General features: G+C 63.2%; 26 protein-coding genes. 21 read left to right on the forward strand and 5 right to left on the reverse strand.

What is annotated here, in order from left to right; translation table 11 throughout:
- Positions 1–123: 123 nt before the first annotated feature.
- Entirely contained in the window at positions 124–1,080 is a 957-nt protein-coding gene (locus tag NMB40_RS08095; RefSeq protein WP_102947207.1) for an IS5 family transposase, read from the forward strand.
- A 126-nt stretch (positions 1,081–1,206) separates the two neighbouring features.
- Here the strand turns inward: NMB40_RS08095 and crcB are convergent, their stop codons facing one another.
- Genes crcB through NMB40_RS08110 form a run of 3 tightly spaced genes read right to left on the reverse strand, consistent with a single transcriptional unit; the run spans position 1,207 to position 5,865 of the window.
- A complete protein-coding gene (gene crcB / locus NMB40_RS08100) occupies positions 1,207–1,584 on the reverse strand; it encodes a fluoride efflux transporter CrcB (protein ID WP_102947206.1) in 378 nt (125 codons plus the stop codon).
- Complete coding sequence (locus NMB40_RS08105) at positions 1,581–4,583, reverse strand: Tn3 family transposase (RefSeq protein ID WP_102947214.1); 3,003 nt, start codon at positions 4,581–4,583, stop codon at positions 1,581–1,583. The genes crcB and NMB40_RS08105 overlap by 4 nt, the downstream gene beginning before the upstream one ends.
- Before the next feature lie 7 nt (positions 4,584–4,590).
- Complete coding sequence (locus NMB40_RS08110) at positions 4,591–5,865, reverse strand: tyrosine-type recombinase/integrase (RefSeq protein ID WP_102947205.1); 1,275 nt, start codon at positions 5,863–5,865, stop codon at positions 4,591–4,593.
- Between the two features lie 224 nt (positions 5,866–6,089).
- Here NMB40_RS08110 and NMB40_RS08115 point away from each other — a divergent pair, with 224 nt between their 5' ends.
- A complete protein-coding gene (locus NMB40_RS08115; protein ID WP_032961134.1) occupies positions 6,090–7,142 on the forward strand; it encodes a DNA-binding protein in 1,053 nt (350 codons plus the stop codon).
- 20 nt (positions 7,143–7,162) lie between these two features.
- Here the strand turns inward: NMB40_RS08115 and NMB40_RS08120 are convergent, their stop codons facing one another.
- Positions 7,163–7,921, reverse strand: a complete 759-nt coding sequence (locus NMB40_RS08120; RefSeq protein ID WP_223293216.1) for a hypothetical protein — start codon at positions 7,919–7,921, stop codon at positions 7,163–7,165.
- Between the two features lie 124 nt (positions 7,922–8,045).
- On the opposite strand from NMB40_RS08120, the gene NMB40_RS08125 reads away from it, so the two are divergent.
- The 13 genes from NMB40_RS08125 to NMB40_RS08185 all read left to right on the forward strand — a co-directional run bounded on the left by NMB40_RS08125 (position 8,046) and on the right by NMB40_RS08185 (position 19,345).
- The gene (locus NMB40_RS08125) at positions 8,046–8,396 is read left to right on the forward strand and encodes a helix-turn-helix domain-containing protein (RefSeq protein WP_217539422.1); all 351 of its coding nucleotides are present in this window, start codon (positions 8,046–8,048) and stop codon (positions 8,394–8,396) included.
- Positions 8,397–8,570: 174 nt separating this feature from the next.
- Positions 8,571–8,990, forward strand: a complete 420-nt coding sequence (copL, locus tag NMB40_RS08130; protein ID WP_012480218.1) for a transcriptional regulator CopL — start codon at positions 8,571–8,573, stop codon at positions 8,988–8,990.
- A 113-nt stretch (positions 8,991–9,103) separates the two neighbouring features.
- Entirely contained in the window at positions 9,104–10,972 is a 1,869-nt protein-coding gene (locus tag NMB40_RS08135; RefSeq protein ID WP_012480217.1) for a copper resistance system multicopper oxidase, read from the forward strand.
- Positions 10,969–12,237, forward strand: a complete 1,269-nt coding sequence (locus NMB40_RS08140) for a copper-binding protein CopB (RefSeq protein WP_005413421.1) — start codon at positions 10,969–10,971, stop codon at positions 12,235–12,237. The genes NMB40_RS08135 and NMB40_RS08140 overlap by 4 nt, the downstream gene beginning before the upstream one ends.
- Before the next feature lie 12 nt (positions 12,238–12,249).
- On the forward strand, positions 12,250–13,020 hold the full coding sequence (locus tag NMB40_RS08145) for a c-type cytochrome (protein ID WP_012480216.1): 771 nt from the start codon (positions 12,250–12,252) through the stop codon (positions 13,018–13,020).
- 19 nt (positions 13,021–13,039) lie between these two features.
- Positions 13,040–13,549: a nuclear transport factor 2 family protein gene (locus tag NMB40_RS08150; protein WP_494360675.1), complete on the forward strand. Its 510-nt coding sequence runs from the start codon at positions 13,040–13,042 to the stop codon at positions 13,547–13,549.
- A 14-nt stretch (positions 13,550–13,563) separates the two neighbouring features.
- Positions 13,564–14,088 carry a DUF411 domain-containing protein gene (locus NMB40_RS08155; protein WP_012480214.1) on the forward strand — a complete coding sequence of 175 codons (525 nt, stop codon included), beginning with the start codon at positions 13,564–13,566 and terminating at the stop codon, positions 14,086–14,088.
- Between the two features lie 70 nt (positions 14,089–14,158).
- Complete coding sequence (locus NMB40_RS08160) at positions 14,159–14,509, forward strand: four-helix bundle copper-binding protein (protein ID WP_012480213.1); 351 nt, start codon at positions 14,159–14,161, stop codon at positions 14,507–14,509.
- Positions 14,510–14,687: 178 nt separating this feature from the next.
- Positions 14,688–15,071 (forward strand): copper homeostasis periplasmic binding protein CopC, encoded by a 384-nt coding sequence (copC, locus tag NMB40_RS08165; RefSeq protein WP_005413416.1) that lies wholly within the window; start codon positions 14,688–14,690, stop codon positions 15,069–15,071.
- A gap of 10 nt (positions 15,072–15,081) precedes the next feature.
- Positions 15,082–16,011, forward strand: a complete 930-nt coding sequence (gene copD, locus NMB40_RS08170) for a copper homeostasis membrane protein CopD (protein ID WP_017354978.1) — start codon at positions 15,082–15,084, stop codon at positions 16,009–16,011.
- Positions 16,012–16,258: 247 nt separating this feature from the next.
- Entirely contained in the window at positions 16,259–18,394 is a 2,136-nt protein-coding gene (locus NMB40_RS08175; RefSeq protein WP_494361055.1) for a copper-transporting P-type ATPase, read from the forward strand.
- 28 nt (positions 18,395–18,422) lie between these two features.
- Entirely contained in the window at positions 18,423–18,737 is a 315-nt protein-coding gene (locus tag NMB40_RS08180; RefSeq protein WP_049395166.1) for a hypothetical protein, read from the forward strand.
- 74 nt (positions 18,738–18,811) lie between these two features.
- A complete protein-coding gene (locus NMB40_RS08185; RefSeq protein WP_447896568.1) occupies positions 18,812–19,345 on the forward strand; it encodes a DUF305 domain-containing protein in 534 nt (177 codons plus the stop codon).
- Here the strand turns inward: NMB40_RS08185 and NMB40_RS08190 are convergent.
- Positions 19,342–20,043 (reverse strand): formimidoylglutamase, encoded by a 702-nt coding sequence (locus NMB40_RS08190; protein ID WP_494360676.1) that lies wholly within the window; start codon positions 20,041–20,043, stop codon positions 19,342–19,344. The genes NMB40_RS08185 and NMB40_RS08190 overlap by 4 nt on opposite strands.
- Between NMB40_RS08190 and merP the strand changes: the two genes are divergently transcribed.
- From merP to NMB40_RS08220, 6 genes are all read left to right on the forward strand, one after another.
- A complete protein-coding gene (gene merP, locus NMB40_RS08195) occupies positions 20,000–20,227 on the forward strand; it encodes a mercury resistance system periplasmic binding protein MerP (RefSeq protein WP_000263278.1) in 228 nt (75 codons plus the stop codon). The two genes, NMB40_RS08190 and merP, sit on opposite strands and share 44 nt — an antisense overlap.
- A 71-nt stretch (positions 20,228–20,298) precedes the next feature.
- Positions 20,299–21,984: a mercury(II) reductase gene (merA, locus tag NMB40_RS08200; protein ID WP_494360677.1), complete on the forward strand. Its 1,686-nt coding sequence runs from the start codon at positions 20,299–20,301 to the stop codon at positions 21,982–21,984.
- A gap of 17 nt (positions 21,985–22,001) precedes the next feature.
- Positions 22,002–22,367 carry a mercury resistance co-regulator MerD gene (gene merD / locus NMB40_RS08205; RefSeq protein WP_003090698.1) on the forward strand — a complete coding sequence of 122 codons (366 nt, stop codon included), beginning with the start codon at positions 22,002–22,004 and terminating at the stop codon, positions 22,365–22,367.
- Complete coding sequence (merE, locus tag NMB40_RS08210) at positions 22,364–22,600, forward strand: broad-spectrum mercury transporter MerE (RefSeq protein ID WP_003090697.1); 237 nt, start codon at positions 22,364–22,366, stop codon at positions 22,598–22,600. Before merD ends, merE begins: the two co-directional genes overlap by 4 nt.
- Positions 22,597–23,586, forward strand: a complete 990-nt coding sequence (locus tag NMB40_RS08215; protein ID WP_001276635.1) for a DUF3330 domain-containing protein — start codon at positions 22,597–22,599, stop codon at positions 23,584–23,586. Before merE ends, NMB40_RS08215 begins: the two co-directional genes overlap by 4 nt.
- Before the next feature lie 129 nt (positions 23,587–23,715).
- Positions 23,716–24,276 carry a recombinase family protein gene (locus NMB40_RS08220; RefSeq protein ID WP_003055107.1) on the forward strand — a complete coding sequence of 187 codons (561 nt, stop codon included), beginning with the start codon at positions 23,716–23,718 and terminating at the stop codon, positions 24,274–24,276.

A 24,276-nucleotide genomic window follows, 5' to 3' on the forward strand; every position in this document is an offset into this window, starting at 1 on the left:
GGATTCATGAGGCAACCGCTCCGCAAGTAACGCCAGGTGCCGCGAATTTGTCTAAGGCAACGCTGATCAAGTCTCAAAAACCTGAGAAAATAGTCTCATGTATTGGATAGCGGGAATCGAGCGATGAAGCAGCAGACCTTGGCGATGGCGGCGGATCAGGAAGTTGGGTTCGAGCAGTACCGTCGGCCCACGCGCCGGGATGTGTTTCTTTCGACGATGGAGCAGATCGTGCCGTGGTCGGCGCTGTGCGCGGTGATCGAGCCGCACTACCCCAAGCCTGGCAACGGTCGTCCGCCGGTGGGGCTGGAGCGGATGCTGCGGATGTATTTCGTGCAGCACTGGTTCAACCTGGCCGACCAGGCATGCGAGGAAGCACTGCTCGATAGTCCGGCGCTGCGGCGGTTCGTGGGGATCGACCTGGGCCGCGAGCGGGTGCCCGACGCCACCACGCTGCTGAAGTTCCGCCGCTTGCTGGAGCACCACGAGTTGGGCGCAGCGTTGTTCGCCCAAGTGGGAGACGTGCTTGAGGACCGCGGCCTGAAGGTGGGCACCGGCACGATCGTGGATGCCACGATAATCGCAGCACCGAGTTCGACCAAGAACGCCGACAAGGCCCGCGATCCTGACATGCACCAGACGCGCAAAGGCCAGCAGTGGTATTACGGGATGAAGCTGCACATTGGCGTGGACAGCCGCACGGGGCTGGCGCACAGCGCGGCGGTGACCGCAGCCAACGTACACGACAAGCACTTGCTGGAGGACCTGCTGCACGGGGAGGAGCGGCGGGTCTATGGCGACAGTGCCTATGCCAGCCAGAAGGCCCTGATTGGCGAGCATGCGCCGCATGCCAAGGACTTCACCAACCAGCGGGTGCGCAAGGGCGGCGAAGTGGATGAAGCCGAGCGCAACCGCAACAAGTCCAGGATCCGGGCACGGGTGGAACACGTGTTCGCGGTGGTGAAGCGGCTGTGGGGCTTCAGCAAGGTGCGCTACCGAGGGCTGGAGAAGAATGCCAATCGCAGCTTCGTGGTGTTGGGGCTGGCCAACCTGTACTTGGCGCGTGCCCGTGTGGCGGGATAGATGCCCTTGGTGGGCAGCGATGGGGGTGAAAATCCCCGACCGCTGCAAGGTTCAAGCTACAAAAGTCCATGTAGGGACAAAAATCGCTTCATCGAATTCATCTTGATCAGTGCAATCGCTGTGCAGCTACTTGATCAGCGTTGCCTTAATGCCCAGCCAGACTGCGGCGATGCCGAGTACAACACTTGCGCCCGCGTACAGCACGGCAACCCACAGCTCGCCACGCCGCAACAGGTGGGTTGCTTCAAGGCCGAATGCAGAAAACGTGGTAAACCCGCCGAGTAGGCCGGTGAAGAGGAACAATCTTGTGCTTGGGCCAAACAGCTCGAACCGCTCGGCGAGGCCGGCAAGAATGCCCACAACGAGACATCCCAGCACGTTGACGGCGAACGTGCTGTACGGAAAGCGCTCTTGTGCGGTCAGGTGTAGGACGACGCCGCCAAGCTTGTAGCGAGCGACCGCGCCAATGAACCCTCCGAGACCCACGAGCAGGATGGCTTTCATGCTGTGTGACCTGCCGTGAACTCAAGAATGCGCCTGGAGAAATCGATCGGCTCGACTTCGCGCTTGAGGTCCAGCGTGTAGTCGCCGAACCGGTTGATGTGGCTGGTCCGGTATGGCGACAACCCAGCAAGCACTTCCGGGCTGATGTTAGCGCCATCTTGCCGCAGCTCCGCCAGCACCCGGGTCATCTGCTCCACGTTGTGCAGGATGACCAGGTTGGCCACCAGCTGGTTGTAACGCACGATCTTGCGCTGCTCGTGCTGGACGTTCTCGGCAATGATGCCCTCGCCGCCGAAGAACGCCCATTTGACGAAGCCGTTGAACTCCTCGCTTTTGTTGGTGGCGGCGTGGATGGTTTTGCGCACTTCGACATCGTCGATGTAGCGCAGCAGGAACAACGTGCGCACGGCCTTGCCCAGTTCGCGAAACGCCCAGTACAGCTTGTTCTTCCGGCTGTAGGTGCCGAGCCGGCGCAGGATGGTCGAGGCGGTAATCTTGCCCACTTTGATGGAAATCGCGACCCGCAGCATGTCGTGCAGGTGGGTCTCGATCAGCTTCCAGTCGATGCTGTCGCCGAACAGTGCCTGGATGTTCTCGTACGTCCGCCCCGGCTCCGGCCGGGAGAACACCAGATCCTTGATGTTGCGGATGCGAGGCATCAGGTTGATGCCTAGCAGATGCGCCAGCCCGAACACCGGGAAGCTCTGCGCCTGGGTGTCGCCGTGCACCGTGTCGGGCTGGATGTCGGAGCGGTTGGCCAGCAGCCCGTCGAGGATGTAGACCGCCTCGTGCACGCCGCACGGGATGAAGTGGCTGAACAACGCGATGTACTTGTCGGACACGTGGTAATAGCCGATGCCGCCATAGCCGCCGTACCGGATGTGGTACTCCGACAACAGGTTCTGCTCGTACACGCTCCACTTGGTGCCGTCGGCCGAGGCGCTCTTGCCGCTGCCCCAATAACCGGGCAGCTCGAACTTGTTGTACAGGTTGATCACCTCGACGATCGCCTTGTCGAGGGTCTCGTCGGTGACGTATTTCAGGTTCAACCAGGAGATCTGACGCCGGCTGAAACCCTTGACCGAGCGCGCGGTCTGGGTCGGCCCAAGATTGCAGCCGTAGCAGAACAGCGTGGTGATCACCCGCCGCAGCAGATCGTCGACCCGCGCGTCGGTGCCGGCGATCGGACGGAAGTGCACGTGCAGATCCAGCCAGCGGGTGGTGTCAACCAGGACATCGACGATGCTGGTCGGTGGCAGGCGTTCAGTGATCGCGCTATCCACCGCGGCGATCGCCTGCGTTACCTGGGCGCCCTGCAGGCGCCTGAGCACCAATCGCCCGTCGACCACGCTGGCGTGCAGGTTGTCCGGAAACCGGGCATCGACGGCATCGGCCAATGTCGTCAGCTCGGTGCGCAAGCCCTGCACAAAGTCGGCCGCGTCGGTGGCGATCCCCGATACCTCGCCGTAGGCGTCCAGCTCCTGCGCGAACGTCGCCTCGTCGACCAGCTGCTCGCGGTAGTCGTCGTAGCGCTCGCCGTGCGGGATGTACAAGTCGCCGGATTTGAGTTCGTCCTTGACCTGCGCCAGCACCGCCAGCTCGAAATACTTGCGGTGGATCCAGCCGGGGCTGGCAGCAGCCAAGGCCTTGGGCAGCACGTGCTTTCGCCAGGCGGCCGACAGCCAAGTCAGGTCGGTGGTCACCTCCAGCCCCAGCCCGGCCGCGTCGACCGCCTCGCGACGCTGGCTGCGCAGCGCGAGTACGGCGCCGATCATGTGCTCCATGCTGGGATCCTGGCTGGCGGCCCGCAGGCCCATGATCTCCAGACAGTTGAACAGCAGCGGGCGCAATGTCCCGTACGGCGCCAGCAGGAACGGCAGGTAGTTGCGGCCGGCGTAGGCCATGTGCTCATCGCATTCGGCCATCAGCAGGCTGATGTCGGCGACCAGCACGCCCTCGATCGCATCCACGCGCTGGGTATCGGTGCCCTCGACCTGGTAGGCCTGCAGGATCTCCCGGAGCTGGCCGATCAGCGCGTCGGCGCGCTTGCTGTGTTCGAGCTGGTAGGCGATCAGCTTCTGCTGCGCGGTGTTCTCCAGGTTCTGAATCAGCCGGATGAACAGGTCGGCCGCATCGTCGAGCGTCTTGCGGTACTGCGAACGGATGAAGATCGCGGCCAGCGCATAGCGCTTGACCGGGACCAGTTCGGCCAGTTCGCTGGCATCGAGCGCGCGGGCCATCGCGCGGAATTGCTTGAGCTTGGGCACCGAGACATCAATCGGCGGCAGTTGCTCGGCCAAGGTACGCAGGCGCTGGATGTGCTGCAGGTAATGGCGCACTTCCTTGTTGGTCGGCCGCTTGGGCTCGCGCTTGAGCGCGTGCCAGCCGCTGTGATGGCTGCCCGGCGGCGTCAGCAGCAGCTCGTCGATCAGCGCCCGCATCGCCGGCGTCAGCGCGTCCGTAATCTGGCGGTAGTGCGCGTCGTGGACCTGTTCGCGGGCGGCGATCGCGAGACGTTCGAGCGTGCTGAACGCCGGCAGCTCAAAGCGGTGGTGCACCAGCTCTTCGAGCATCACGTTCACGATGTCGGGCACGATGTGTTTGGTCTGAGCCGCCGTTTCAGCAACCGTGCCAAGCCAGTCACGCCCGGCGCTATCGAGCGGGCGGACATTGAGGAACGCCCGCAGCTGGGCCAGGTGCCCACGCTTGCCACCGGACGTGTCGTAGCTCGCCAACCGGTCGGCCGGTACGCGCCGCATCCCCACGGCCTGGGCGACGTGCTGCGCGATGCGTTGGGGCACCTCGTCCAGTGTCGTGAAATAACCCAACCGCTGAAACAGCTTCAGATGCAGCAACAGGGCCAGACGCGTGGCCGGGCCGCTGGTGATGCTTCGGACGCACTGAAGTTCCGCCTCGCTGGGCGTGTAGATGTCCTGCAGTTCTTTGGCGGTGGGATCGGGCTTGAGGCGTGGGTAGGCGGTTTCGTGCAGCGTCGTCATGCGCAGCTCAGTCCCAATGGCGGCCGCCCGCTTCATCGCGCAAGGCGACGGCGAGGAAGCACTGGTGGTTGTCGGCGATGCGGTGCATCTCGTCGAGCAGCATCGCGATGGTTTCTTCCAGCGCCGCGTCGTCAGATGCGGCGATCGCCAGGCGGTAGCGAGTGCCATCGGCATCGAGCCGCTGCGCCTGGTGGGGGTGCAGGCAGATCTGCTCGATCAGCCGATGGGCCTTGGCCAGGCCGCGCACGCGCGGGGTGAGCCGGGTCAGCGTGATGGTCGCCTCCACTGTCGTGCTCGGCACCGGCGCGACAGCCGGCGCCGGCAGCGCCAGGCGCGGGGGCGCGATCGGCGGCAGACTGGCTTCGATGCGCTCACGGGCGAACGGATCGGCGCCATCGAGGTAGCGCATCGCCGAATTTACGTCGCGCCAGCCGACGTACTCCATCAGCGCCTTCACGTCCCAGCCGTTGGCGTTGGCCCAGCCGGCGAAACCCCGGCGCAGCGAGTGGCTGCTGTAGTCGTCGGGCGAGGCCAGGCCGGCCTCGCGGAAGATCCGCCGCAGCAGGCGCACCAGGCTGTTGGGATGCAGCGGCGTGGCGGCGATCCCCGCCCACTGGTCGACCGCGCGGAACAGCGGGCCCTCGTGGAGGTCGGCCGCCGCGATCCAGGCCGAGGTCGCCGCGACCGGACACCAGCGCGACAGCGCCGGCACCTTGTAGGTCCGGCCGGTGTGCTGGCGGTCGCCCTTGCTGTGCGACAGGAAGCAGGTCATGCCTTCGCCGGGCACCAGGCGCAGGTCCTGCACCTGCAGACGAACCAGTTCGTCGCCGCGGAAGCCGCGCCAGAAGCCCAGCAGCACCAGGGCGCGATCGCGCAGGTGCCGGAGCCGGCCGGCCGGATCGCCGCGCGTGCCGGCCGCGGCCGCGGCGCCGTCGAGCCAATCCACCACCTGGCCCAGTTGCGTGAGCTGCAGCGGTGTGGCGCGCTTCTCTTGGCTCGGGTGCAAGGTCTGGATGCCCTTGAGCACCTTGCGCACGATCGGGGCCCGCGTGGGGTCGGCAAAGCCGTGCGCGTGATGCCACTGGGCCAAGGCTGCGAGCCGGTGCTTGAGCGTGTTGAGTGCGAGTTGCCCCGCGTAGGCGGCCAGGTAGCGGGCCACCTGATCGGCGGTCGCCGGCAGATGACCGCCCCAGTCGACCTCGAAGTGACGGGTCGCGCCGGCGTACGCGCGCTCGGTGTTGGCGCGGGTGGCCGCATCCAGGTACTGCTCGACCGTGCTCATGGTGGGTGCTCCCCGCTTGCCATCGCTGCGGACCGACGACGAATCGCCTGCGCTGAGGGTTTCGTACCGCTTCGGGCCGACTCTACCCCAGTTTTGGGGCTAAGGCGGGATAATTCCACATTATCCCGTATAACTATTTTCGCCGACGAGCGGTCGTCTACCTGCTTTAATAGTATGTAATTACATGGTATGTAATACATTACGAAATAAAGTGGGGTGGCACGATGGCGCGCGCAGGACTCTATAAGAGTGACGTCCAGAAGGCGCGCGACGCGCTGCTGGCCCAAGGCAAGAAGCCGTCAGTCGACGCGGTGCGAGTGGCCTTGGGCAACACGGGCTCCAAGACCACGATCCACCGCTACTTGCGTGAACTGGAAGGAGAGGAAGGCGGCGGTCCGGCGAGGACGGTAGCCGTTAGTGATGCTTTGCAGGACTTGGTTGCGCGCTTGGCCTCGCGGCTCCAGGAGGAAGCAGAGGCCATCCTCACCCAGGAGCGTGAGCGCCATCAGGCTGAGCTCCACAGTCGGCAACAGGCGCTTTCCGGTGCCCAAGAGGAGGCTGCCGCCTTGAGCAGTCGGCTGCAGCGCACCGAAGCAAGCCTGCACCAAGAGCAAGCTGCTCACGCCCTCCTTCAACAGAATCTAGGTGACAGGATCGCGGAAATCGCCCAGTTGAACGAGCGCATCGCTGGCATGACGGTGCGGCTGGCTGATCATGAGGCGCATACGCGTTCTCTGGAGGACAAGCATGCCCATGCCCGGGAAGCGCTTGAGCACTACCGCACTTCAACCAAAGAGCAGCGTGAGCAAGAGCTTCGCCGTCACGAGCATCAGGTCCAAGAGCTGCAAGTAGCCTTACGTCAGGCCAATGAAGCCTTGGGCGCGAAGAATCAGGAGCTGTTGGTGCTGAACCGCGACAATGGTCAATGGCTGGAGCGCCACGGGCGGATTGAGCGTGAGCTTGCCCAGCTACGACAGGCCCACGAAGGCCAACACAGCGAGGTCGTGGCGTTGCGCCAGACCGCGACGGACTATTTGGCACTGCAGGAGCGCTGGAAGACTGACGCCAAGACCTTGGATACCATGCGCAACGAGCTAGCTCAAGTTCAAGACACCCTTGCGCGGGAGCGTGAGCGCCGCGAGAGCGCTGAAGCCGATGCGTTGCGTGCCAATGCACGTCTTGAAGCGCTAGAGCCTCTACTGAATCAACTGACGCCAGCACAAAATGCGGTGAAGAAAACTCGGCGCGGCCATGCGCAAGATGGGGGAGCCGACTGACGAGGCTGCTCGTTTGTCTGCTAGCGGCTGGGGTGGCGCTCACCTGTCCAGTACGCCCATTCCATAGGGACGACCCAATCTACAAACAGTTTGGCTACTGAGGACTCCGGTGCCAAATGATAGGGCTTGAACATGCCTTGCTCGGGCGAACTGGTCATCAGGTAGCGCAGGCGCTTCTGGACCTCCTGAAAGATGGCTTCCCGCACATGGGCGCTGTCGTGCACGCCAAGACGCATCGCCACCGAGGCACCTTGGCGTACCGCCGCCCAGCAGCAGTAACGCCACCGCGCGATCGGCAAGCCCCGCGGTCCGGATTGAAAGACGAACCCCACATCACGTGCCCAGCCTGGGTCGAAGTGATGTTTGAGCAATTGCTGCTCCAGAAACTGCTCGGTCTCCCAGAGTGCAAGTTCATCCCACAGCTCCAGTTTCGCGTCCGCCAAGTCTACATCGTGTGCCATATCGCCGAGTTGGTCTTCCAGCACCGGGAGCAGGTGCCTGCGCTCGTGGGTAGACCAGGCGAAAGCCCATTGCAGATCTTCGATGGGCGTGACCTCGGCATCGGGGCGGATCTGCCATCGATCCGCTGGCCAGGGAACTTGGATCAAGGCCAAGTCTCGCAGCGTGTCCAGCACCAGCAAGGTGGAGCGGCGTGTGGGCGCCACCGGTATGCGTCGTAGCTGCGCGGCTAACAGTGCGGCTAGGAAAAGGGTGCCACGAAGGCCCAACTCCTCGATGCTGGCGACCCCAGATGGCGTCATTGACGAGGTTCCGGGCATGCGGTTTCCGGGGATGAGGGAGCGGCGTGGCTCCTGGGGGGGGGGGGCGGCGCTACCGGTGTCGCCGGTTGCCTCAAAGCTAAGAATATCTTAGTATGCAAGGCAGGGTACATCCGCCATCCTTATGGGGTCTCCATGGGGTACGCGCGTGACTTTGTCCGTCGACTCAACACCGACCTTCGCTCGACGCCTCAAACAAGCCCGCCTGCACACGGGTTTGTCGCAGAAGGAGTTGGGCATCCGGGCCGGTCTGGATCCTCACGTGGCCAGCCCCCGAATCAACCAGTACGAGCGTGGCAAGCACGAGCCCATGCTGGAGATTGCTGAGCGGTTGGCCCAAGCGTTGGGGATCCCCGCCGCCTTCCTTTACACCGACGATGATCTGCTGGCCAAGTTGCTCCTGCGCTGGGGCTCGCTAAGCAAGCAGCAGAAGCGCGAGTTGGTGAAGCTGATCGAGGCCACGCCCGAGAAGTAAACCGAACAAGCGCTCGCCCTATGGGCAACTCTTCGCCTCAACCCGCCCTTTGGGCGCTTCTGGAGGGAGCTGCAGTGTCCGCGGCTAGTGCGACTGACAAGTCGCGACATCTCAGGCTTACTTGAGATTTTGTTCACGACCGATACACACGCGCCTTGTCTAAAGTGATATACCATGTCGCCCGTGTCAGCCTCCTCACTTCTACTGCGACTGTTCTTGATCGCCATGCTCGTGCTTAACGGCGCGTGGTCGGCGTTTGCGTCCGTCAGTATGAACCCGGTCATGGAAGAGCAGGCCAGCGAAGTGGCTGCCGCGGTGCAAGTCGACGAAGACTGCTTCGCCCATCACAGTGCTGAGCATCATCCCGATGCCACATCGATTGAAAAGGCTGGCACTGGGCATGGCGACCATGCCGGTCCCGACTGTTGCAAGTCTTCTGCGTGCCGGTGCGCCTGCGTACACGCTTGCGCGAGCGCACTTCCTGCGCGCCTGCATGTTTCGGTGCAACTGGCCTTGGGCCTGGATGTCATGCCGCTGCCCCTAGGGCATGCGGCACCTGCCTTGCCTCATCTGATCCGACCACCGATCGGCTAAGCGTCCCTAGGCGCCGCAATGGCGCCGTTGGTGTGGCTTGCATGCCTGTTTAGGCCAGCCGCCCGCTCTGTACCACCGCCCGCCGGTGGCAACACGACGCTTGGAGCATTTTCATGTCGCATGATGATTTTCGTGGTCCACGCGGTGGACCGCTGCTGCCTTCGCGGCGGCGATTTGTCCAAGGCTTGGCCTTGGGAGGCGCAGTCGCAGGATTAGGTTTCTGGCCCAAAGCCAGTTGGGCGCTCAAGGGGCCGGGACAACCCAACGTACTATCGGGCACTGAGTTTGACCTGACCATTGGCGAGACGCCGATGAACTTCACCGGCAAGACCCGCACCGCGATCACGGTCAACGGGTCCGTTCCGGCGCCGTTGCTGCGGTGGCGGGAAGGCACCACGGTCAACTTGCGCGTCTCTAATGCATTGCCCGCTAACTCCATCCATGGCGCGGACACCTCCATCCATTGGCACGGCATCATTTTGCCGGCCAACATGGACGGCGTGCCGGGTCTGAGCTTTGACGGTATCGGACGTGGTGAGACCTACCACTACCGGTTCACCCTGCATCAGGGCGGAACCTACTGGTACCACAGCCACTCAGGGTTCCAGGAACAAGCCGGGCTCTATGGCCCGATCGTCATCGACCCATTGGAGCCGGAGCCCTTCAGTTTCGATCGCGACTACGTCGTGATGCTGAGCGATTGGACAGACCTGGACCCGACGGCCCTGTTCGATCGTTTGAAGAAGATGCCGGGCCATGACAATTACTACAAGCGCACGGTCGGCGATTTTGCGCGCGATGTGAAGCGCAACGGCCTGTCGGCCACGTTGGAAGATCGCAAGATGTGGGGCGTGATGCGGATGACGCCCACGGACCTGTCCGACGTCAACGCCAACACCTACACCTACCTGATGAACGGCACGACCTCACTGGGCAACTGGACCGGTTTGTTCCGCAGTGGCGAGAAGGTGCGCCTGCGTTTCATCAATGGCTCTGCCATGACGTACTTCGATGTGCGTATTCCGGGGCTGAAGATGACCGTGGTGGCGGCAGATGGCTTGTATGTCCATCCGGTTTCCGTCGACGAGTTCCGCATCGCGGTAGCAGAAACCTTCGATGTGATCGTGGAGCCCTCCGGGCAGGACGCATTCACCATCTTTGCCCAAGACTCCGGTCGCACCGGCTACATCAGCGGCACGCTCGCTGTGCGCGAAGGATTACGCGCGCCCGTTCCGTCTGTGGATCCCCGGCCGCTGCTGACGATGGCAGACATGGGCATGGATCATGGGTCGATGGATATGTCTGGCGGCAGCAAGGGCATGGAAGGCGGCTGTGGTGCGGCCATGGGCATGCCTGGCATGACCCCACCTGTCAGCGGTAACGCGACCTCGGCCCATGCAGGCCATGCGATGCCCGCCGCCGGCGATGGTGCCATGGCAGGCATGCAGCACGGGGGCATGCAATCACACCCTGCTAGCGAGACCAACAATCCCCTGTTGGACAACCAAGCCATGAGCGTGAGTTCGCGCTTGGATGATCCGGGCAATGGCCTGCGCGATAACGGCCGTCATGTGCTGACGTATTCCATGCTCAAGAGCACCTTTGAAGACCCTGACGGACGCGACCCCGGTCGCGAGATCGAGCTGCATCTGACCGGACACATGGAGAAATTCTCCTGGGGCTTCAACGGTCAGAAGTTTTCCGATGTCGAGCCGCTGCGGCTGAACTACGGCGAGCGTATGCGCATCGTATTGGTTAACGACACGATGATGACCCATCCCATCCATTTGCACGGCATGTGGAGTGACGTGGAGGACGACAACGGCAACTTCATGGTGCGCAAGCACACGGTGGATATGCCGCCAGGTAGCCGACGCACGTATCGCGTGCGTGCCGATGCGTTGGGCAGCTGGGCGTTCCATTGCCACCTGCTTTATCACATGGAAGCCGGAATGATGCGCACGGTGAGGGTCGACGAATGAACATCAATAGACGCGATACCACCCTGACTGCGCTGACGGCTATCTCGCTGGCCCTGGCCAATGCGGCCAGCGCCCAATCTATGCAGCACGGCTCCATGCAGATGGAGCAGGGCGCGCAGACCCAGACTCAGGATCACTCTGCACATCAGGCGCCGACATCAAAACCTGCGCCAGCCCAAAAGCCTGCAACACCGGCCAAGACGAGCGAAGCGACGATCGATCATGCGGCGATGGGCCACGCCGAGCCGCAGGCTAACGCAGCCGAGCCTGCCATGCAGGGCATGGACCATTCGCAGATGGGGCACGGCTCGCCCGCGAGCACACCTGCGGCGCCCACAGCGCAGGCGCAGTCGATGCAGGGCATGGATCACAGTCAGATGGCACAGCCCGCTGCAGCCGACACCTCCGGCACGGCCACGCCTGCGATGCAGGGGATGGACCATTCGCAGATGGGCCATGATTCGCCCGCGCCCGCTACACCAGAAGCGGGAATGCAATCGATGGAGGGCATGGACCACAGTCAGATGGGACACGGGCCTGCAGCGCCAACGCAGCCGCGCACCCCGATTCCCGCGGTGACGGACGCGGATCGCAAGGCGGCCATCGCGCCGGAACACGCGCATCCGGTGCATGACAACTCGATCAAGAGCTACGTGCTGCTCAATCGCCTGGAAACCTGGGATGCCGATCCGGGCACCGGGCTGGGCTGGGAGGGCCAGGGCTGGATCGGTACGGACCTCAATCGCGTCTGGCTCCGCAGTGAAGGCGAACGCACGGATGGTCAGACCGAGTCGGCTGATCTGGAAGTGCTTTACGGCCGCAGTATCTCCACGTGGTGGGATGTGGTGGCCGGTGTGCGTCATGACTTCAAGCCTGGGGCATCGCAGAACTTCGCCGCTATCGGTGTACAGGGCTTGGCGCCGATGAAGTTCGAAGTGTCCGCCACAGCCTATCTCGGCGAAGGGGGCCAGACTGCCGCCAATGTCGAGGCCGAGTACGAATTGCTGCTAACCAACCGGCTGATCTTGCAGCCGCTGGTGGAAGTCACCGCCTATGGCAAGAACGATCCATTGCGCGGGATAGGTTCGGGTCTGAGTGCCGCTGAGGCGGGGCTACGACTTCGCTATGAGTTCACCCGAAAGTTCGCTCCCTACATCGGCGTGGTGTACGAGCGCGCGTTTGGCAATACCGCAGACATGCGACGCGAGCATGGCGAGTCCTTTGAAGACACGCGCTTGGTCATCGGCCTTCGTACCTGGTTCTAAGGGGAACTGACAATGAAATCCAACAAAAAGATGTGGGTATGGCTCGGTGCCGGCGTGGCATTGGTTGCGGTGGTCGCAACCGCCACGGTCTCTCTGGGCGTGTACAACGTGGCCGCCGACGATCCGCATAGTCGCCCGGTGTATGCGCTACTTGAAACGGCGCGCGAGCGTTCCATTGAGGTGCGCGCCGCCAAGCTTCAGCTACCCACGAACCTTGATGATCCTGAGCGTATCCGCCAGGGTGCGGGCAACTACAACGCCATGTGCGTGACCTGCCATCTTTCACCAGACGCGGCGGCCACCGAGATGAGCAAGGGCCTGTACCCCGCGCCACCGAACCTAAGCAAACAGCCGGTCGCTCCAGCTGAGGCGTTCTGGGTGATCAAGCACGGCATCAAGGCCAGCGGCATGCCCGCTTGGGGCGGCAGCATGGACGATGAGTTCATATGGAACATGTCGGCCTTCCTGCAGAAGTTGCCCACGCTGGACGCGACTGCGTACAAGGAACTTGTCGACAGCAGCGAGGGCCATTCGCATGGCGGCGGCGAGACGCAAGGCCACCATGACGACGAAAAGGCCGAGGATCACCCTGCCTTATTCGAGCCGGGCAACAACTCCATGCCGCATGCGCACCCGCCGGGCGTGGACGACGATCACCACGGCCCGACACCCAGCGACACGGAAGTCGGGTTGGTGAGCCACGGCCATCCCGACGGCAAGGTGGAGTCGCACCCTGCACCACACACGCCCGTGGCCGATGACGGCCATGCGCACACCCATTGATCTCCTTGGAGCCCACGCAATGAACGCAACAGCAATCTCGTTCACCCTCGCACTGGCACTGGCCGTCGTGTCCCCCGCAATGGCGCAGGCGACACAGCCGCACGCACATCACCCCGCTGCCGCGGCATCTGCGGACGTCGACGTCCCAGTCACTGCAGAGGCCGCGGTCGCCGTAGCGGAGCGTTTCAACAGGGCCCTGTCTAGCGGCGATCTGGCCACGGTCGAAGCCCTGCTCGCTGCCGACGTTCTCATCCTCGAGTCCGGGGGCGCCGAACGCAGCCGCGAGGAATACATGGGCCATCACGCAGTCAGCGATGCGGCGTTCCTCAAGGGCGCCCATCGCCAGCTGCTCCGTCAGCGCGCACGAGCCGCTGGCGAGTTCGCGTGGGTCGGAACCGAAAGAGAGTTGCATGCCCAGAAGGACGGCCAGCCACTGACCGTCCAGAGCGCCGAGACGATGGTGCTGAAGGAGACCGCGGACGGCTGGCGGATCGTCCACATCCACTGGTCCTCGCGGACCAAGCGCTGAGTCGAGAGATTGAAATGACTACGCTCACATTGCACCGTCTGACTTTTGTGGTCCTTGCCGTGGCTGGTCTGGGTGCTTGCACCCAGGATGCTTCATCCGCGCAACCCACAACCTCGCCCTCCGCACAGGTTGTCGTCCAATCAGCCGACGCGACTCCAGCAGCCCTGCCACGCATGACCGTCCACAAGACCCCGACCTGCGGGTGCTGCGGTGTCTGGATCGACCACGTGCAGAAGGCGGGATTCACCGTGGATGTGCACGACATGGATGACCTGGGTCTGGTCAAGGAGCGGTTGGGTGTCCCCTATGCAAAGGGCTCCTGCCACACGGCCGAGATCGGCGGATACGTCATCGAAGGCCACGTTCCGGCCGCGGACATCAAGCGTCTCCTCGAAGAAAAGCCGAACGCACGCGGCCTGGTCCTCCCAGGGATGCCGCTTGGTTCTCCGGGCATGGAGGTCCCGGAGGGACGCCAGCAGCCGTTCACGGTCGAGCTGATCCATCGCGACGGAACCACTGAACCGTTCGCACAGCACTGATCCGTCGCAGCAACAGGGGACGGTGTTGCGGGCGCGCCGATTCTCGCCCGCGAGGAAGAAGGAGAACTACATGACTCACCATTCCGCAGCACACCGGCCCCAGGCCATGAACGAGTGCATCGACAACTGCACGCAATGCCATGCGATCTGCCTGGAGACCATCAACTACTGCCTGACCAAAGGAGGTGTTCACGCGGCCCCGGAGCACATCGCCCTGTTGGCGACGTGTGCCGATACCTGCGCAACCAGTGCCGACGCGATGCTGCGCGGTGCCAGCGTTCACGACGTGGTTTGCGGTGCCTGCGCGGAGATCTGCCGCCAGTGCGCCGATGCATGCGACGCCATGAACGACCCTGAGATGACGCGCTGCGCCGAAGTTTGTCGCCGCTGCGCGGAAAGCTGCAGCGCCATGGCAGCGTAATGCGTCGAGGATCCCGCCTGAGCCGGTGGGATCCTCGTCTCGCGAAAGCGGAAGTATCAAGAAAATCCGACAAATCGTGGTTTCAGTGACAGTCCGACATCTAACGCTTGTCGCATCGAACACAGCGCGGCCCCTCCCGAACGGGCTTTGCATCACATTCCAATGAGGATTTATCCATATGAAGTCGTCCAACGTCATTCGCTCCTTCGCGCTCGTCCTCGCAATCGCGGCCGGGCAGTTTTCGCTGCAGGTCGCGCACGCCCACGCCGCGCTGCAGCAGTCCACACCGGCGGCAAATGCGGTGGTGGCCTCGCCAGGCCAGATCGATCTCGTGTTCAACGAGACATTGATTCCGCGGGCGTCGCGTCTCAAGTTGCTCATGAAGCACGGCAGTTCCACCATGCCGATCGAGAATTTCACGACCGAGATCGTCAACAACGGCAAGACCCTGCGTGCCAAGTTGCCTGGACCGCTGGCTCCGGGCGTCTATACCGTGGAATACCGCGCCGTCGGTGGTGACAACCACCCCATGCCGGGCAGCTTCAGCTTCACGGTGCGCTGAGGAGTCGCGAATGTTCGACCTGTCGGCTTATGCACTGAGATTCTTGGAATACCTTGTCATCATGGTTCTTTTCGGGGTTCCACTCTTCGGTTGGTACGGGTCGCGTCGATCGGCACTCGCCGACGCCTTGGCCGGGTGGTCACTCATGGGTGTTCTATTGGCGGGTGCCGTAGCCGGTCTCGTGCTCACCGGGCTCGATGTCGTCTTCAAGACCGCGGGCATCATGGGAATGCCGCTTGCCGAGGTTGATCGCGCATCGCTTGGCTGGTATCTGCTCGAGACGTCCGCGGGCCGGGCAGCCATGGCGAGAGGCGCGCTGCTGGTCGCCCTGATGTTCGTGCTCGGATGGCATCGTCGCCGCGGGAAGGTGGAGACCGCCTTCCCGCTGGGGGCGATGCTGGCGGGCGGCGCACTCGCTTCGCTGGCATGGAACGGCCACGCCGCCGCTGGCGAGGGCTTGGCAGGCGCGGTCCGGCTTGCTGCAGGCATCGTCCATCTTCTCGCGGCAGGCGGCTGGATCGCAGCGGTCCTGATGTTCCTTGCCATGCTGCTGCGCGGCAAAGAGACGAACGGCAGCGGGCGTCTGCGATCAACGCATGACTTTCTGCATGGTTTTTCGACGCTGGGAACGATCTTCGTTGGTGCGCTCATCGTGTCCGGCATCGCGCACTACGGGGATCTCACCGCGTGGTCGTTTTCGGCCCTGTTCCAGAGCACCTACGGGAAGTTGCTGCTTTTCAAACTGGCCCTGTTCGCTGGAATGCTGGGTTTGGGAGCGCTGCACCGATGGACGCTGGTGCCGCGCTTGGAACGAGCGCTGACCAGCGGAGATCCCGCGCAGGAGGTGCGGGCTTTGCGGCAGAGTGTTACGGCTGAGGCCGCGCTGGCCATCTTGATCCTGATTGTTGTTTCAGTGCTCGGGACGCTCAGCCCCGAATAGCTGTGTAACCCGCAATGGCACACTGCCTTGGCAGTCCATCCCCACTAAAGCGAGCATCGGCATGAACTCACCGTCGTCCCATGACCATCACCATTCTGCAGGCGCAGCCCCTGTCGAGGCTGCGGATGGACGGGTCATCACCAATCCCGTCCGCTATACGGACGATGCTCCCCAGCAAGTTGAAGTGACCGCCCCAGCAGCGGTGGCCCAACCCAGCGGTACCCACGCCACGGTCTACACCTGCCCGATGCATCCGCAGATTCGTCAGCCAGGTCCCGGCACCTGTCCGATCTGCGGCATGGCGCTGGAGCCGGAGATGCCCTCGCTGGAGGAGGACGACAATCCAGAGTTACGCGATTTCACCCGAAGGTTCTGGTGGACGTTGCCTTTGACGTTGATCGTCCTGGTCTTGGCCATGCTGGGACACCGTCTGCCCGGCTTGTCCACGCAGGCGCGCACCTGGATTGAGCTCGTGCTGAGCGCCCCGGTGGTGCTCTGGGCGGGGTGGCCTTTCTTTGAGCGCTGCCTACAGTCCATCGGCAATCGCAGCCCCAACATGTGGACGCTGATCGGCATCGGCGTGGCCGCCGCGTTTGGCTACAGCGTGGTGGCCACCGTGGCACCGGACCTGTTTCCGGACTCTTTCCGCGAGCATGGACGGGTAGGGGTCTACTTCGAGGCGGCAGCGGTCATCGTCTCGCTCACCCTGCTCGGACAGCTGCTGGAACTGCGGGCGCGTTCCAAAACCTCGGCGGCCATCAAGTCCCTGCTGGGATTGGCGCCCAAGACGGCTCGCCGCGTCAAACCCGATGGGGGCGAAGAGGACGTTGCGCTGGATCACGTGCACGTGGGTGATCTGCTTCGCGTACGACCGGGCGAGAAGGTGCCGGTCGATGGGGAAGTCATCGAAGGCCGCGCCAGTGTCGATGAGTCGATGCTGACCGGTGAACCCATTCCGGTGGAGAAGGCTGTCGGTGATCACGTTATAGGCGCCACGCTCAACGGGACGGGCGCCTTAGTCATCCGGGCGGACAAAGTCGGATCCGGGACGGTACTGGCGCAGATTGTGCAGTTGGTAGCCCAAGCCCAGCGCTCCCGCGCGCCGATGCAGCGTATGGCGGACAAGGTGGCGTACTGGTTTGTCCTGGCCGTGCTGGCCACGGCGGTGCTCACGTTCTTCGGATGGGGTCTGTTTGGACCCGAACCGTCCTGGACCTTTGCCGTCCTCAATGCCGTATCGGTTCTGATCATTGCTTGCCCGTGTGCCTTGGGTTTGGCTACCCCCATGTCGATCATGGTCGCCACTGGCCGCGCTGCGCAGGTCGGGGTCCTGTTCCGCGATGCTCAGGCGATCGAGCAGCTACGTCTGATCGACACGTTGATCGTGGACAAGACCGGTACGTTGACCGAGGGGCGTCCAGCCTTTCGCGACACGCTCTCCAACGCCGGCTTCGACGCCGATCAGATCCTTTGTTTGGCCGGCAGCTTGGAGCAGGGCAGTGAGCACCCCTTGGCCGAGGCCATCGTGGCTGAAGCCCAGCGACGTGGCTTGAACCTGGTGGCCGCCCAAGATTTTGATTCGCTCACCGGTCAAGGCGTTCGCGGGCGCGTGTCCGATCAGGATCTGGTGCTTGGCAACCAAAGCTTGATGGCATCAGTAGGGGCTGATGTTGCGCCCTTGCAGAGCAGCGCCGAGCGTCTGCGCAAGGAAGGTGCCAGCGTGATGTTCCTGGCGGTCAATGGACGATTGGCCGGCGCCATTGCGGTAGCAGATCCCATCAAAGCCACGACCTTGCCTGCCTTGAACCTGCTACGTGCCGATGGCCTGCACGTGGTGATGGCCTCCGGTGACGCACAGGCGACGGCCGAGGCCGTGGGGCGCACGCTGGGCATCGAGGATGTGCGTGGCGGCGTCAAGCCGCAGGACAAGGCCGAACTGGTCCAGCAACTCAAAGCCCAGGGTCGTCGTGTGGCCATGGCTGGCGACGGCATCAACGATGCGCCGGCCCTGGCGGCAGCCGATGTGGGCATCGCGATGGGGACGGGCACGGATGTGGCCATGTCCAGCGCCCAGCTCACCCTGGTCAAGGGTGATCTGAGGCGCATCGTGCAAGCCCGTGCCATCTCGTCTTCGACGGTGGCCAACATGAAGCAGAACCTGGGCTTCGCCTTCGTCTACAACGCCATCGGCGTGCCTATCGCCGCCGGCCTGCTGTATCCCAGCTTCGGCCTTTTGCTCAGTCCGATGATGGCGGCCCTGGCCATGAGCCTGAGCTCGGTTTCGGTGGTCACCAATGCCTTGCGTTTGTCCGGCTCCACCGTTGTTGCCACCCCCCACCCTGACCGCGCCGATGAGCCTGCGCGCGGCCATTCCTGTCACTGATGGCTCATATCCCACAAGGAGTACTGCAATGAAGCGTTATGCCTCCCTCTCGATGATGGCCCTGTTTCTGATGGCAGGCGCGGCCTTCGCCGGCGGCCAGACCACCACGCCCACCACCGACCACGGTCAGCACAAGCCGATGGACCACAAGAAGCAGGAGCATGGTCAGCACAAGCCGGCCGCGGCCGATGCCGATTTCACCAAGCTCGATACCAACAAGGATGGCGCGCTGTCCAAGGAAGAACTGGCCAAGCACAAGCTCGCGCCGCACTTCGGCATGCTTGATGGCAACAAGGACGGCAAGCTGAGCCCGCAGGAATTCGCTGCCGGCAAGGGTATGTAACTGCTATCTCCCCGGGGGCTGGTTCCTTGGCCCCCGGGATTCGGCGATGTTCTGCCATTCCCACGGAGATCGACATGTCTTCTTCGCACGATAAGCACGAAAGCACGCACGCGCAGCATTCAGAGCAACACGCCTCGCACGGAAGTTCCGGTCAGACGCATCAGGGCCACTACGGTCGCCTGCTGCTGATGATGGCCTTGTCGTTCGTGGCCATGTACGCCCTGATGTATGCCATGGTCGATCAGTGGGCCAACGTCTATCACAACGTCAACCAGTTCTACATGGCGGGCCTGATGGCCGCGCCGATGCTGTTGATCGAGCTTTGGCTCATGTCCAGCATGTACCCCGATCGTCGGCGTAATCTGATCCTGGCCGGTGTGACCGTGGCGTTCATGCTGTTCTGCTGGTGGGGAATCCGCACGCAGGCCGCGGTGACAGATCGGCAGTTCATCCGCTCCATGATTCCCCATCATGCCGGCGCCATTCTGATGTGCGAGGAAAACCGCCTGAAGGATCCCGAGCTGGTCAAGCTCTGCCAGGACATCATCGCCTCGCAGACACAGGAGATCGCCCAGATGAAACAACTTCTGGCTGAGCGCTCCCGCTAGCTCACTGCCTTTTGCCAGCCGGTATCACCCCACTGAGCCTGCGCGCTGACCATGCGGTGGATCAAGCGAGCGGCCACACGTGCGGTGGCCTGATCCGGATCCAGGGGCGGACACAGTTCCGCCACGTCGACCACACGTACCTTGCCCGAGGCCATGACCAGATCCAGCAGGGCTTCCAGGACCTCCAGACTCACCCCGCGTGGGTTGGGGGCGCTCACGCCCGGGGCCACCGCCTGTGGCAGCACGTCCAGGCACAGCGTCAGGTAGATCACGTCAACCGCATCACACCACGCACGCAGAATCTCAGCCTGTGCTTGCCAATTCCAGGTGCACAGCACGTCATCGGTGAGGTAATGGGCGCCTTCGCGGTTGGCCGTGGCGAATAGACGCGGCGTGTTGCTGGATCGACTTACACCAATGCAGTGATACTGCAGCGGGGAGCTAGTGCTGCGGGCATGCTCCAGTGCCTGCAGGAAGGGCGTGCCCGAGCTTGCACTGCCTTGCTCGCGCAGATCAAAGTGTGCATCGAAGTTGAAGATGCCGATGCGAGCCTTGAATGCCCCCAGGTGACCACGCAGTGCGGCGTAGCTGGCATAGCCGATCTCGTGGCCGCCGCCCAGACCCTCTCTCGCCATCGCTGCCGTTGTTGCCCCCGTGTGGGCCGCCACCCAGACCGTCACGCTGTCCGTCCCGGGCATGACCTGCTCCGCTTGTCCGATCACCGTCAAGAAGGCGATTTCCAAGGTCGAAGGCGTCAGCAAAGTTAACGTGACCTTCGAGACACGCGAAGCGGTTGTCACCTTCGATGATGCCAAGACCAGCGTGCAGAAGCTGACCAAGGCCACCGAAGACGCAGGCTATCCGTCCAGCGTCAAGAAGTGAGGCACTGAAAACGGCAGCGCAGCACATCTGACGCCCTTGTCTGCTACCACAAACGAAAAAGGATCTGTCGCATGACCCATCTAAAAATCACCGGCATGACCTGCGACTCGTGCGCGGCGCACGTCAAGGAAGCGCTGGAAAAAGTACCCGGCGTCCAATCTGCCATAGTGTCCTATGCCAAGGGCGCGGCCCAGCTCGCCCTTGATCCAGGCACAGCGCCGGACGCACTGACCGCCGCCGTGGCTGGCCTGGGCTACAAAGCGATGCTCGCCGATGCCCCGCCGACCGACAACCGCACTGGGCTGTTCGACAAGGTGCGCGGCTGGATGGGTGCCGCCGACAAGGGCAGCGGCGGCGAGCGCCCGTTGCAAGTCGCCGTGATCGGCAGCGGTGGAGCCGCGATGGCGGCAGCACTGAAGGCCGTCGAGCAAGGCGCGCAGGTCACCCTGATTGAGCGCGGCACCATCGGCGGCACCTGCGTCAACGTCGGTTGTGTGCCGTCCAAGATCATGATCCGCGCCGCCCACATCGCCCATCTGCGCCGGGAAAGCCCATTCGACGGCGGCATGCCACCCACACCGCCGACGATCTTGCGCGAGCGGCTGCTGGCCCAGCAGCAGGCCCGTGTCGAAGAACTCCGTCATGCCAAGTACGAAGGCATCCTGGACGGCAATTCAGCCATCACCGTTCTGCACGGTGAAGCGCGTTTCAAGGACGACCAGAGCCTTATCGTTAGTTTGAACGAGGGTGGTGAGCGCGTCGTGATGTTCGACCGCTGCCTGGTCGCCACGGGTGCCAGTCCGGCCATGCCGCCGATTCCGGGCCTGAAAGAGTCACCCTACTGGACTTCGACCGAGGCCTTGGTCAGCGACACCATTCCCGAACGCCTGGCCGTCATCGGCTCGTCGGTGGTGGCGCTGGAACTGGCGCAAGCCTTCGCCCGGCTGGGTAGCCAGGTCACGATCCTTGCGCGCAGCACGCTGTTCTTCCGCGAAGACCCTGCCATCGGCGAGGCCGTCACAGCCGCCTTCCGTGCCGAAGGAATCAAGGTACTGGAACATACGCAAGCCAGCCAAGTCGCCCATGTGGACGGCGAATTCGTGCTGACCACTGGACAGGGCGAAGTGCGCGCCGACAAGCTGCTGGTCGCCACCGGCCGGACACCGAACACGCGCAGCCTGGCATTGGAAGCGGCGGGGGTAGCCGTCAATGCGCAGGGGGCCATCGTCATCGACAAGGGCATGCGCACCAGTAGCCCGAACATCTACGCGGCCGGCGACTGCACCGACCAGCCGCAGTTCGTCTATGTGGCGGCAGCGGCCGGCACTCGTGCGGCCATTAACATGACCGGCGGCGACGCCGCCATCAATCTGACCGCGATGCCGGCCGTGGTGTTCACCGACCCGCAAGTGGCGACCGTGGGCTACAGCGAGGCGGAAGCGCACCACGATGGCATCGAAACCGACAGCCGCACGCTGACGCTCGACAACGTGCCGCGTGCGCTCGCCAACTTCGATACCCGCGGCTTCATCAAGCTGGTCATCGAGGAAGGCAGCGGACGGCTGATTGGCGTACAGGTGGTGGCCCCGGAAGCGGGCGAACTGATCCAGACGGCTGTTCTCGCCATTCGCAACCGCATGACGGTGCAGGAACTAGCCGACCAGTTGTTCCCCTACCTAACGATGGTCGAGGGCTTGAAGCTCGAGGCGCAGACCTTCAGCAAGGACGTGAAGCAACTGTCCTGCTGCGCCGGATAAGGAAAAGGAGGTGTTCGATGAACGCCTACACAGTGTCCCGACTGGCCCTTGAGGCCGGGGTGAGCGTGCATATCGTGCGCGACTACCTGCTGCGCGGATTGCTGCGGCCAGTCGCCTGCACCACGGGCGGCTACGGCTTGTTCGATGACGCCGCCTTGCAGCGGCTGTGCTTTGTGCGGGCCGCTTTTGAGGCGGGCATCGGCCTGGACGCATTGGCGCGGTTGTGCCGGGCGCTGGATGCGGCGGACTGCGATGAAACAGCCGCACAGCTTGCCGTGCTGAGTCAGTTCGTCGAACGCCGACGCGAAGCGTTGGCCGATCTGGAAGTGCAGTTGGCCGCGATGCCGACCGCGCCGGCCCAGCAAGCGGAGAGTCTGCCATGAACAGCCCCGAGCGCTTGCCGACCGAGACACACAAGCCGTTCACCGGCTACCTGTGGGGTGCGCTGGCGGTGCTCACCTGTCCCTGTCATTTGCCGATTCTCGCCATTGTGCTGGCCGGCACGACGGCCGGCGCGTTCATCGGCGAGCACTGGGGTATTGCAGCCCTCACGCTGACCGGCTTGTTTGTCCTGTCTGTGACGCGGCTGCTGCGGGCCTTCAGAGGTCGATCATGAGCGCTTCCCAGCCAATTGAATGGACAGTGGCGCAACTGGCGCAGGCGGTCGAGCGCGGGCAGCTTGAGCTGCACTACCAGCCGATTGTCGATTTGCGCAGTGAGCAGATTGTCGGCGCGGAAGCCCTGTTGCGCTGGCGTCATCCGACGCTCGGACTGTTGCCGCCGGGCCAGTTCCTGCCCGTGATCGAATCGTCCGGCCTGATGCCGGAAATCGGCGCATGGGTGCTGGGCGCAGCCTGCCGTCAAATGCGCGACTGGCGGGTGCTGGCATGGCAACCGTTCCGGCTGGCCGTCAATGTTTCGGCGAGCCAAGTGGGGCCAGATTTCGACAAGTGGGTAAAGGGCGTGCTGGCCGATGCCGGGTTGCCCGCCGCGTATCTTGAAATTGAGCTGACCGAATCGGTTGCGTTCGGTGATCCGGCGATCTTCCCCGCCCTGGAAGCTTTGCGACAGATCGGTGTGCGCTTCGCCGCCGACGACTTCGGCACCGGCTATTCCTGCCTGCAACACCTGAAATGCTGCCCCATCAGCACGCTCAAGATCGACCAATCGTTTGTCGCCGGACTCGCCAACGACCACCGCGACCAGACCATCGTGCGCACCGTGATTCAGCTTGCGCATGGGCTTGGCATGGAAGTAGTGGCCGAAGGCGTGGAAACATCGGCGAGTCTTGATTTGTTGCGACAAGCGGACTGCGACACAGGACAAGGCTTCCTGTTCGCCAAGCCGATGCCGGCGGCGGCATTCGCCGTCTTCGTCAGTCAATGGAGGGGTGCCACCATGAATGCAAATGATCCGACTGCCACCAGTTGCTGCGTGTGCTGCAAGGAAATCCCGCTCGATGCCGCCTTCACCCCGGAAGGCGCGGAATACGTCGAGCACTTCTGCGGGCTGGAGTGCTATCAGCGCTTCCAGGCGCGCGCCAAGACCGGGAGCGAAACCGATGCCGATCCGAACGCCTGCGACTCATCACTGTCAGACTGAGGCATACCCTATCCTGATGTCAGGAGAAGCCACCCAGCAACGTCAGAATAGAGTTAACTTTTGTGTTTCTTGACACCTGCGGCGAAAGGTCATGGATTTCTTCCCGACACTTTCGTATTTGGAGGTATCTTGCAGGGTCAACGCATCGGCTACGTCCGGGTCAGCAGCTTCGACCAGAACCCGGAGCGGCAACTGGAGCATGTCGAAGTCGGCAGGGTGTTCACCGACAAGGCGTCGGGCAAGGACACCCAGCGGCCCGAGCTTGATTCGCTGCTGGCCTTCGTGCGCGAAGGCGACACCGTGGTGGTTCACAGCATGGATCGCTTGGCGCGCAACCTCGATGACTTGCGCCGCCTCGTACAAAAGCTGACCAAGCGCGGCGTGCGCATCGAGTTCGTCAAGGAAAGCCTGACCTTCACCGGCGAGGATTCACCGATGGCGAACCTGATGCTGTCGGTCATGGGGGCATTCGCCGAATTCGAGCGGGCCTTGATCCGTGAGCGGCAGCGCGAAGGCATCGCGCTCGCTAAGCAACGCGGAGCCTACCGAGGCCGAAAGAAGTCTCTGAGCGGTGAACAGATTGCTGAACTGAAACGGCGCGTCACGGCGGGCGAGCAAAAAGCGAAGCTGGCCCGTGAATTTGGTGTCAGCCGGGAGACCCTGTATCAATACTTGAAATTGGATCAATAA

This window comes from Stenotrophomonas sp. FBCC-B152 (genome assembly GCF_059134105.1).

Excerpts from the sequence above, each read along its gene's own strand:
- NMB40_RS08160 (WP_012480213.1), top strand. The coding sequence starts at position 14,159 with ATGACTCACCATTCCGCAGCACACCGGCCCCAGGCCATGAACGAGTGC.
- copD (WP_017354978.1), top strand. The coding sequence starts at position 15,082 with ATGTTCGACCTGTCGGCTTATGCACTGAGATTCTTGGAATACCTTGTC.
- merE (WP_003090697.1), top strand. The coding sequence starts at position 22,364 with ATGAACAGCCCCGAGCGCTTGCCGACCGAGACACACAAGCCGTTCACC.
- crcB (WP_102947206.1), bottom strand. The coding sequence starts at position 1,584 with ATGAAAGCCATCCTGCTCGTGGGTCTCGGAGGGTTCATTGGCGCGGTC.
- NMB40_RS08175 (WP_494361055.1), top strand. The coding sequence starts at position 16,259 with ATGCATCCGCAGATTCGTCAGCCAGGTCCCGGCACCTGTCCGATCTGC.
- NMB40_RS08095 (WP_102947207.1), top strand. The coding sequence starts at position 124 with ATGAAGCAGCAGACCTTGGCGATGGCGGCGGATCAGGAAGTTGGGTTC.
- copC (WP_005413416.1), top strand. The coding sequence starts at position 14,688 with ATGAAGTCGTCCAACGTCATTCGCTCCTTCGCGCTCGTCCTCGCAATC.
- NMB40_RS08145 (WP_012480216.1), top strand. The coding sequence starts at position 12,250 with ATGAAATCCAACAAAAAGATGTGGGTATGGCTCGGTGCCGGCGTGGCA.
- NMB40_RS08115 (WP_032961134.1), top strand. The coding sequence starts at position 6,090 with ATGGCGCGCGCAGGACTCTATAAGAGTGACGTCCAGAAGGCGCGCGAC.
- NMB40_RS08110 (WP_102947205.1), bottom strand. The coding sequence starts at position 5,865 with ATGAGCACGGTCGAGCAGTACCTGGATGCGGCCACCCGCGCCAACACC.
- NMB40_RS08155 (WP_012480214.1), top strand. The coding sequence starts at position 13,564 with ATGACTACGCTCACATTGCACCGTCTGACTTTTGTGGTCCTTGCCGTG.
- NMB40_RS08215 (WP_001276635.1), top strand. The coding sequence starts at position 22,597 with ATGAGCGCTTCCCAGCCAATTGAATGGACAGTGGCGCAACTGGCGCAG.
- copL (WP_012480218.1), top strand. The coding sequence starts at position 8,571 with ATGTCGCCCGTGTCAGCCTCCTCACTTCTACTGCGACTGTTCTTGATC.
- NMB40_RS08150 (WP_494360675.1), top strand. The coding sequence starts at position 13,040 with ATGAACGCAACAGCAATCTCGTTCACCCTCGCACTGGCACTGGCCGTC.
- NMB40_RS08185 (WP_447896568.1), top strand. The coding sequence starts at position 18,812 with ATGTCTTCTTCGCACGATAAGCACGAAAGCACGCACGCGCAGCATTCA.
- merA (WP_494360677.1), top strand. The coding sequence starts at position 20,299 with ATGACCCATCTAAAAATCACCGGCATGACCTGCGACTCGTGCGCGGCG.
- NMB40_RS08120 (WP_223293216.1), bottom strand. The coding sequence starts at position 7,921 with ATGCCCGGAACCTCGTCAATGACGCCATCTGGGGTCGCCAGCATCGAG.
- NMB40_RS08135 (WP_012480217.1), top strand. The coding sequence starts at position 9,104 with ATGTCGCATGATGATTTTCGTGGTCCACGCGGTGGACCGCTGCTGCCT.
- NMB40_RS08190 (WP_494360676.1), bottom strand. The coding sequence starts at position 20,043 with ATGCCCGGGACGGACAGCGTGACGGTCTGGGTGGCGGCCCACACGGGG.
- NMB40_RS08125 (WP_217539422.1), top strand. The coding sequence starts at position 8,046 with ATGGGGTCTCCATGGGGTACGCGCGTGACTTTGTCCGTCGACTCAACA.
- NMB40_RS08180 (WP_049395166.1), top strand. The coding sequence starts at position 18,423 with ATGAAGCGTTATGCCTCCCTCTCGATGATGGCCCTGTTTCTGATGGCA.
- NMB40_RS08140 (WP_005413421.1), top strand. The coding sequence starts at position 10,969 with ATGAACATCAATAGACGCGATACCACCCTGACTGCGCTGACGGCTATC.
- NMB40_RS08105 (WP_102947214.1), bottom strand. The coding sequence starts at position 4,583 with ATGACGACGCTGCACGAAACCGCCTACCCACGCCTCAAGCCCGATCCC.
- merD (WP_003090698.1), top strand. The coding sequence starts at position 22,002 with ATGAACGCCTACACAGTGTCCCGACTGGCCCTTGAGGCCGGGGTGAGC.